The sequence below is a fragment of the Microbacterium sp. PF5 genome (assembly GCF_004794315.1).
GTDB lineage: Bacteria > Actinomycetota > Actinomycetes > Actinomycetales > Microbacteriaceae > Microbacterium > Microbacterium sufflavum.
Genome location: NZ_SSDQ01000025.1, coordinates 1 through 7,364, shown reverse-complemented (window position 1 = coordinate 7,364; position 7,364 = coordinate 1). Strand labels below are relative to the sequence as shown.

At 69.3% G+C, this 7,364-nt stretch carries 6 protein-coding genes; 3 read left to right on the top strand and 3 right to left on the bottom strand.

The annotated features are described in order from the left end of the window. Positions 1–85: 85 nt before the first annotated feature. From DW297_RS00505 to DW297_RS00495, 3 genes are read right to left on the bottom strand one after another with little or no spacing between them, the layout of a single operon-like run. A complete protein-coding gene (locus DW297_RS00505) occupies positions 86–1,066 on the bottom strand; it encodes an ABC transporter permease (protein ID WP_136028554.1) in 981 nt (326 codons plus the stop codon). Then, positions 1,059–2,054, bottom strand: a complete 996-nt coding sequence (locus DW297_RS00500) for an ABC transporter permease (protein WP_136028553.1) — start codon at positions 2,052–2,054, stop codon at positions 1,059–1,061. The genes DW297_RS00505 and DW297_RS00500 overlap by 8 nt, the downstream gene beginning before the upstream one ends. Positions 2,055–2,097: 43 nt before the next feature. Beyond that, entirely contained in the window at positions 2,098–3,789 is a 1,692-nt protein-coding gene (locus DW297_RS00495) for an ABC transporter substrate-binding protein (RefSeq protein ID WP_136028552.1), read from the bottom strand. A 267-nt stretch (positions 3,790–4,056) separates the two neighbouring features. Here DW297_RS00495 and DW297_RS00490 point away from each other — a divergent pair, with 267 nt between their 5' ends. From DW297_RS00490 to nadB, 3 genes are all read left to right on the top strand, one after another. Further along, on the top strand, positions 4,057–4,773 hold the full coding sequence (locus tag DW297_RS00490) for an NUDIX hydrolase (RefSeq protein ID WP_136028551.1): 717 nt from the start codon (positions 4,057–4,059) through the stop codon (positions 4,771–4,773). Further along, on the top strand, positions 4,770–6,104 hold the full coding sequence (gene nadA / locus DW297_RS00485) for a quinolinate synthase NadA (protein WP_136028550.1): 1,335 nt from the start codon (positions 4,770–4,772) through the stop codon (positions 6,102–6,104). The genes DW297_RS00490 and nadA overlap by 4 nt, the downstream gene beginning before the upstream one ends. Next, the coding region (gene nadB / locus DW297_RS00480; protein WP_136028549.1) for an L-aspartate oxidase at positions 6,101–7,364 on the top strand (1,264 nt) is incomplete at its 3' end. The genes nadA and nadB, both read left to right, overlap by 4 nt.

Below are 7,364 nucleotides of genomic sequence, written 5' to 3'. Positions count from 1 at the left end.
GTCAACGACACATCGCGGACAGCCTTGACCGGCGGATCCACCTCGTACTCGATCGACACATTCCTCGCCGACAGCACCGCCTCGTTCATGCGGAGACCCCTTTCACCTTGGCGGCTTTGCGCACACGGCGAGCCGCATCGGGCGCGTTGCGCAGCTTGGGATTGATGACCTCGTCGATCGCGAAGTTGATGAGGGCGAGTCCGGCGCCGAGCACCGCGATCATGAGGCCCGGTGGCACGAACCACCACCACGCGCCACGCCCGAGAGCCTGCCCCGACTGCGCGTCGTTCAGGATCGACCCCCAGGTGATCGAGGAGTTCGGTCCGAGACCGAGGTACGAGAGCCCCGCCTCGCCGAGGATCGCGAAGATGATCGCGAACAGGAACTGGGCCGTGAGCAGCGGGAGCAGGTTCGGCATGATCTCGACGAGGATCACGCGGAAGGATCGCTCGCCCGCCACCTTCGAGGCGTACACGTAGTCTCTCGTGCGCAGGGATCGGGTCTGCAGCCGGAGGACGTAGGCGGCACCTGCCCAAGCCGTGATGCCGAGCACAAAGGCGACCATCTGCCAACTGCGCTGCGGGACGAACGAGGCGATCACCATCACGAGGGGAAGACCCGGGATCACGATCATCACGTTGGTGAGCAGCGCCAGCACATCCTCACGCCAGCCGCCGAGGTACCCGGCCAGCACGCCGAAGATCAGGGAGAGCACGATCGCGATGCCGCCCGCGGTGACCCCCACCATCAGCGACCCCTGCGCTCCGATCGCCAGTTGCGCGAACATGTCGTTGCCCAGCTTGGTCGTGCCGAGCCAGTGCTCCGGCGAGGGCGGCTGAAGCGCCGGGTTGTCGGTGCTGCGGGGGTTCTGGGAGAAGATCGGCGCGATGATCGCGAACAGCACGATCGCGAGCACCAGGACGGCGCCGACGATGAACTTGGGCGATGTGCGGGGAAGGATGCGGCGCCGTGGGCGATCCTGCCGCTGGGTGGCCACGGCGAGCGTGCCCTCGGGGGCGACGGTGGGCGTCTCCTCGACGAGGAGCGGGTTCTTCGTGTCAGACATTCTGGCGAGCCCTCGGGTCGATGAAGCCATAGACGAGGTCCATGAGGAAGTTGGCGGCGAGCACGGTCACGGTGATCACCAGGAACAGGCCCTGCATGAGCGCGTAGTCGTTGGCGGTGACCGCCTGGAACATGAGCTTGCCGATGCCCGGATAGGTGAATACCTGCTCCATCACGATGGCACCGGCGACGACGAAGCCGAGCGTGATCGAGAACCCGGCGATCGACGGGATCGCGGCGTTCCGGGCGGCATAGGCGGTGAGGATCCTCCGTGGACGCAGCCCCTTCGCCTCCGCGGTCAGGACGTAGTCCTCGGCGAGGGTGGAGACCATCATGTTGCGCATCCCGAACATCCACCCGCCGACCGAGCTGATCACGATTGTGAGGGCGGGGAGCACCGCATGCGACAGGGCGTCCGTGAAGAAGGCCCACGTCGGCTCGGGGCCGTAAGGGAAGTCGAAGACGTCGTAGCCTCCGAAGATGGGGAACCAGCCGAGCCCGACGGCGAACACCGCGACCAGGATCAGAGCCAGCCAGAAGTACGGGATCGACTGGAGGACCGTGGTGGCGGGGATGACGTGGTCGACCCAGGTGCCGCGCTTCCACCCCGCCCACGCACCGAGGATGATGCCGAGCACGAAGGAGATCAGGGTCGACAGGCCCACCAGGATGAGCGTCCACGGCAGCGCCTCGGCGATGAGCTCGACGACCGGCTTCGGGAAGTCGGTGACCGAGGTGCCGAGATCGCCAGTGAAGATGCGACCCCAATAGTCGAGGTACTGCTCCCAGAGTGAGGAGTCGTCGCCGCCGAGCAGCAGGCGGATGTTGCGGATCGTGGTCTCGGAGACCTCGCCGCCCGCCCGCTGCATCTTGGCGATCATGATGTCGGCCGGATTCCCCGGCATGAGCCGGGGAAGCAGGAAGTTGAGGGAGATCGCGGCCCACAGCGTGAATGCGTAGAACCCGATTCTTCGTGCATAGAACTTCATGTCACAGTGCTCCTGACTTCCCGCTTCCCCTGACCCCTCTCGCCTACTTCGCCGGCTTCAGCTGCGTCAGCACGTAGCCGGCCGCAATCGCACCCCAGGACGGCGGGAAGGCGTAGAGATCCTCCTCCGTCGGCCAGCCCGTGAAGTCCTTCGTGTTGTAGAAGGTCTGGGTGGCGTTGACGACCAGCGGGATGTACGGAAGGTCGCGGACGATCTCCGTCTGGATGGTGGCGTAGAGCGCCTTCCGCTCGGCCTCGTCGTTCGTCGCGATCGCCGTCTGCACGGCCTGGTCAACGACGGGGTTGTCGTAGCGGCTGAAGTTCCAGCGGGTGGGCGGGATCTCCGCGCCGACCGGTCCCGTGGAGCCGACCGCGGTACCACCGAACCAGTCACGGTAGATCTGGAACGGATCAGCGACCGAAGTGCCGATGACACCGCCGACGATGAGCTGGAATCCGCCGCCCTGACGCGCGTCGGAGAATTCCTGCCACTGCACGGTGGAGGGCGTGATCTTGATGCCTGCCTTCTCCGCCTGCTCCGCGATGAGCTTCGCGGCATCGTTATAATCGGTCCAGCCGTCGACCGAGATCAGGTTGAGCTCGATCGGCACGCCGCCCTTCTCGTAGATGCCCGAGGATCCCTTCGTGTAGCCGGCGGCCTCCAGGATCGAGCCGGCCTCGGCGGCGTCGGCCTCCTGCGGGCTGACCTCGTTCGCCGGGTCGGCGAGCCACTTCTCGTCGCGCGGCAGCAGCGTGTACGCGGGCGAGATGTCGCCGGTGAGCCCGACGAACGCCTTGTCCTTGATGGTGGCGCGGTCGATCGCGACGTTGAGCGCCTGGCGCACGGCGACGTCGGTCTGGGGACCGGTGCAGCCGAGCTCGGCGTTCGAGCACGTGTACAGCACCGTCGGGTCCTGCGGCGTGTTGATCCATTCGATCTTGCCGTTGCCGGTCACGTCGTCCGGGTTGGGGATGAACATGCCGGCCCAGTCGAGCTCGCCGGCGGCCAGCAGGTCCTGCGCGGTCTGGTTGTTGTCGACAGCGATGTACTGGACCTTCTTCACCCCGAGCTCGTCGGCGTCGCGGAAGTTCTCGTTGGCGACCAGCGTGTACGACTCGCTTGTCGTCTTGTCGACGACGTAGGCACCGGAGCCCACGGGGTCCTCGTTCGTGAAGTTCGCGAAGTCGTCGATCTCCGACCAGATGTGAGCGGGGAGCACGTAGGTCGAGCCCATGCGCTGGAACTCGGTGGTGTACTGCGGGATCGAGTAGGTGAGCACCACGGTCGTGTCGTCGGTGGCCTCGGCAGAGGTGAGGCCGTTGCCCTCGGGGTTGTTCGCCTCGTACATGAACGAGAAGACCACGTCATCGGCAGTGAGCGGCTCGCCGTCGCTCCACTTGAGGTCGGGCTTGATCTTGACCGTGATCTGCGTGCCGTCCTCGTTGTACTCGAACGAGTCACCGATCAGGCCGACGGGCTCGGAGTCCTTCGTCTTGTTGTAGAAGAAGAGCGGCTCGTAGATCGGGCCGAGCGCGCCGTGGAGCACGGTCGGGGCGAACGGGTTGTAGTTCGCGGTGATCGGCGTCTGGCTGCCGGCCCAGACGCGGAGGGCGCGGTCGCCGTCGGCGTTGCCGCCTTCGCCTCCCCCGCCACCGCAGGCGGTGAGTCCCAGCGCGAGGACCGAGGCCCCCGCGACCGCCGTGAGCGCGATTCCGCGCTTTCCCTTACGGATCATTCTTCATTTCCTCTCGGTGCTGCACTGCAGGAGGGATTCTCCGGATGGAGCCGAACCCCGGTCGGGGTTCACGGGAAACCCGGGAGGAGGAGACGGACGTCACCTCGAAGGGGTTTGTTAGGACAGTAACCTAACAAACCCCGTCAGGCCGGACAAGCCCTATTCCCTCCCGCAGATAACGTTTCGGACTCGCTGGACCCACGGCGTCATGGAGTCGCCCTAAGGGTCGCTATGACACTAAGATCGTTCACGGAGGTTAAGGTGCCTATGACTCGAAGCCAGCCCATCCGCGTCGCCGTCTCGACCGTGATCCTGACGCTGCGGCGCACCGACGACGGCCGCGCCGTGCTCGCCCTCCCCCTCGTGCTCCGCACGCGCGAGCCGTTCGCGCAGCAGTGGGCGCTCCCCGGCGGCTGGCTCACCGCCGAGGAATCCCCGGTCGACGCCGCCGCCCGCACGCTCGCGGAGACCACGGGCCTCGCGCCCAGCTACCTCGAGCAGCTCTACGCGTTCGGCGCCGTCGACCGCTCCCCCACGCGCGTCGTCTCGATCGTGTACTGGGCGCTGCTGCGACAGGACGACGTCGAAGCCCAGATCGCCGCCCACCGCGCCAGCGGACGCGCGCCGGAGAACGTGCAGTGGTTCGAGGTCGACGAGCTCCCCGCACTGGCGTTCGACCACGCCAAGATCATCGAGTACGCCCTGTGGCGCCTGCGCAACAAGGTCGGCTACAGCCGCGTCGCACAGGGCTTCCTGCCCGAGGAGTTCACGCTCGCCGAGCTCCGCGAGGCGTACGAGTCGATCCTCGGCCGCCAGCTCGACCCCGCGAACTTCCGCCGTCAGGTGGAGGCCGCCGGCAACCTCCTGCCCACCGACCGGTTCCGCACCGGAAGCCACCGTCCCGCCCGTCTGTACCGCGACAACACCGATGTCGAGCTGGCCGACCGCGGCCCCCTCGGCCCCGAAGAAACGAGCACCCGATGAGCATCACCGCCGTCCCGACTCCCGCCGTCCTGCCCGTGGACGCCTCGGTCGACCACGCGATCCAGGCGATCGTCACCGGCGCGTCGACCGAGGCCACCTGCACCACCGACCTCGCGGCCGGCCCCTGGGACTTCGACATCCGCCCGGGCTACGGCCCGGGGTCGTCCATGGGCGATGTGATCCCCACCGGCGCTCCCCGCCAGGGCGAGCTGCCCGCCGAATACCGCGAGGCACCGGAGGCCGAGCTCCACGACCGCATCCGTGCCGCCAAGGCGACCCTGGGCGACCGCGTGGTGATCCTCGGGCACTTCTACCAGCGCGAAGAGGTCGTCACGCACGCCGACTACGTGGGCGACTCCTTCCAGCTCGCCACGGCCGCCAAGGGCCGGACCGACGCGGAGGCGATCGTATTCTGCGGTGTGCACTTCATGGCCGAGACCGCCGACCTCCTGTCGCGCCCCGAGCAGTCCGTCATCCTGCCGAACCTCGCCGCCGGATGCTCGATGGCGGACATGGCCGACATCGACCAGGTCGAGGAGTGCTGGGAGCAGCTCGCCGATGTGCTGGGCGACCTCGACACGCCGGACGCGGACGGCCGCGTGCCCGTGATCCCCGTCACCTACATGAACTCGTCCGCCGCGATCAAGGGCTTCGTCGGGCGACACGGCGGCATCGTCTGCACCTCCTCCAACGCGCACACCGTGCTCGAATGGGCGTTCGCGCGCGGACAGCGCGTGCTGTTCTTCCCCGACCAGCACCTCGGCCGCAACACCGCCAAGGCCATGGGCGTGCCGCTGGAGCGCATGCCGCTGTGGAACCCGCGGCGAGCGCTGGGCGGCTCCACGCCCGACGAGCTCAGCGACGCGCGCGTCATCCTGTGGCACGGCTTCTGCTCCGTGCACCGCCGCTTCACGGTCGCGCAGATCGACCAGGCCCGCGCCGAGCACCCCGGCGTGCGCGTGATCGTCCACCCGGAGTGTCCGATGGAGGTGGTGGACGCCGCCGACGAGGCCGGATCGACCGAGTACATCCGCCGCGCGATCGACGAGGCCACCACGCCGACGACGTTCGCGATCGGCACCGAGATCAACCTCGTGCGCCGCCTCGCCGCGCAGTACCCGCAGCACCGGATCTTCTGCCTCGACCCCGTGGTGTGCCCCTGCTCGACCATGTACCGCATCCACCCCGGCTACCTCGCCTGGACGCTGGAGGAGCTGGTCGCGGGACGCACGCCCAACCGGATCACGGTGGCCCAGGACGTCGCGGAACCGGCCAGGGTCGCCCTCGAGCGCATGCTCGCCGCCAAGCCCCCGGCAGCCGGCACGCGATGAACGTCGTCGTCGTCGGAGCGGGCATCGCGGGCATGACCGCGGCCCTGCACGCGCACGAGGCGGGCCACACCGTGACGCTCGTGACGAAGGGCGAGGTCGGCGAGGGCTGCACACCGCTCGCGCAGGGCGGGATCGCGGGCGGCTACGGGCCGGACGACTCCCCGGCCGCGCACGCGGACGACACCCTCACCGCCGGAGCCGGACTCGGCGACCGCCCCGCCGTCGAGACGCTCGTGGCCGCGAGTTCCGCCCGCATCGCGGAGCTCATCGCCCGGGGCGTCGCGTTCGACCGCGCCGCCGACGGCAGCCTCCAGCGCGGGAGGGAGGCGGCGCACAGCCACGCGCGCATCCTCCACGCGGGCGGAGACGCCACGGGTGCCGCCATCGCGACCGCCCTCACCGCGGCCGTGCGCCGGGCGGGAATGGCCCTGGTCGAACGGGCGATGCTCACCGGGCTCACCGTGGCGGACGGCACCGTGCGCGGCGTGGAGCTGCTCCACGACGGCCACCCCACCGTGCGGACCGCCGACGCCGTGATCCTCGCGACCGGGGGCGACGGACAGCTGTACGCCCACACCACCAACCCCGCCGGGGTCACGGGCGACGGGATCGCCGTGGCCCTGGCCGCGGGGGCCGCGGTCGCCGACCTGGAGTTCGTGCAGTTCCACCCCACCGTGCTCGCGAGCGGCCCGGCGTTCCTCATCTCGGAGGCCGTGCGCGGCGAAGGGGCGGTGCTGCTCGACGCCGACGGACGGCGGTTCGTCTTCGACAGCCACCCCGACGGCGAGCTGGCGCCGCGCGACGTGGTCGCGCGGGCGATCGCCGCACAGGCCGCGCGACAGGACGTGCCGGTGCGCCTCGACGCCACGATGCTCGGAGCTGCGACCCTCGCGCGCCGCTTCCCCACGATCGACCGTGTCACCCGCGAGCGGGGCTTCGACTGGTCTCGCGAGCCGCTCCCGGTGACCCCGGCCGCGCACTACCTGATGGGCGGCGTCGTGACCGACCTCGACGGACGCACCACGATCCGCGGGCTCTACGCGGCGGGCGAGGTGGCCCGCACCGGGGTGCACGGCGCCAACCGCCTCGCGTCGAACTCCCTCCTGGAGGGTGCGGTGTTCGGCGCACGGGCGGCTGCGGCCCTCGCCGGTCCCTGGCCCACCGGCGTCCACCCCGGCCCCACGACGCTGCCGCGCCCCGTGAGCACGCTGAGGAGCCCGTCGGCCTCGAGCTGGATGAGGGCGGAGCGGATCGGGAGGC

What these genes read in the sequence shown, in the direction of transcription:
- DW297_RS00505 (WP_136028554.1), bottom strand. Translation starts at nt 1,066, where the DNA reads ATGTCTGACACGAAGAACCCGCTCCTCGTCGAGGAGACGCCCACCGTC.
- DW297_RS00500 (WP_136028553.1), bottom strand. Translation starts at nt 2,054, where the DNA reads ATGAAGTTCTATGCACGAAGAATCGGGTTCTACGCATTCACGCTGTGG.
- DW297_RS00495 (WP_136028552.1), bottom strand. Translation starts at nt 3,789, where the DNA reads ATGATCCGTAAGGGAAAGCGCGGAATCGCGCTCACGGCGGTCGCGGGG.
- DW297_RS00490 (WP_136028551.1), top strand. Translation starts at nt 4,057, where the DNA reads ATGACTCGAAGCCAGCCCATCCGCGTCGCCGTCTCGACCGTGATCCTG.
- nadA (WP_136028550.1), top strand. Translation starts at nt 4,770, where the DNA reads ATGAGCATCACCGCCGTCCCGACTCCCGCCGTCCTGCCCGTGGACGCC.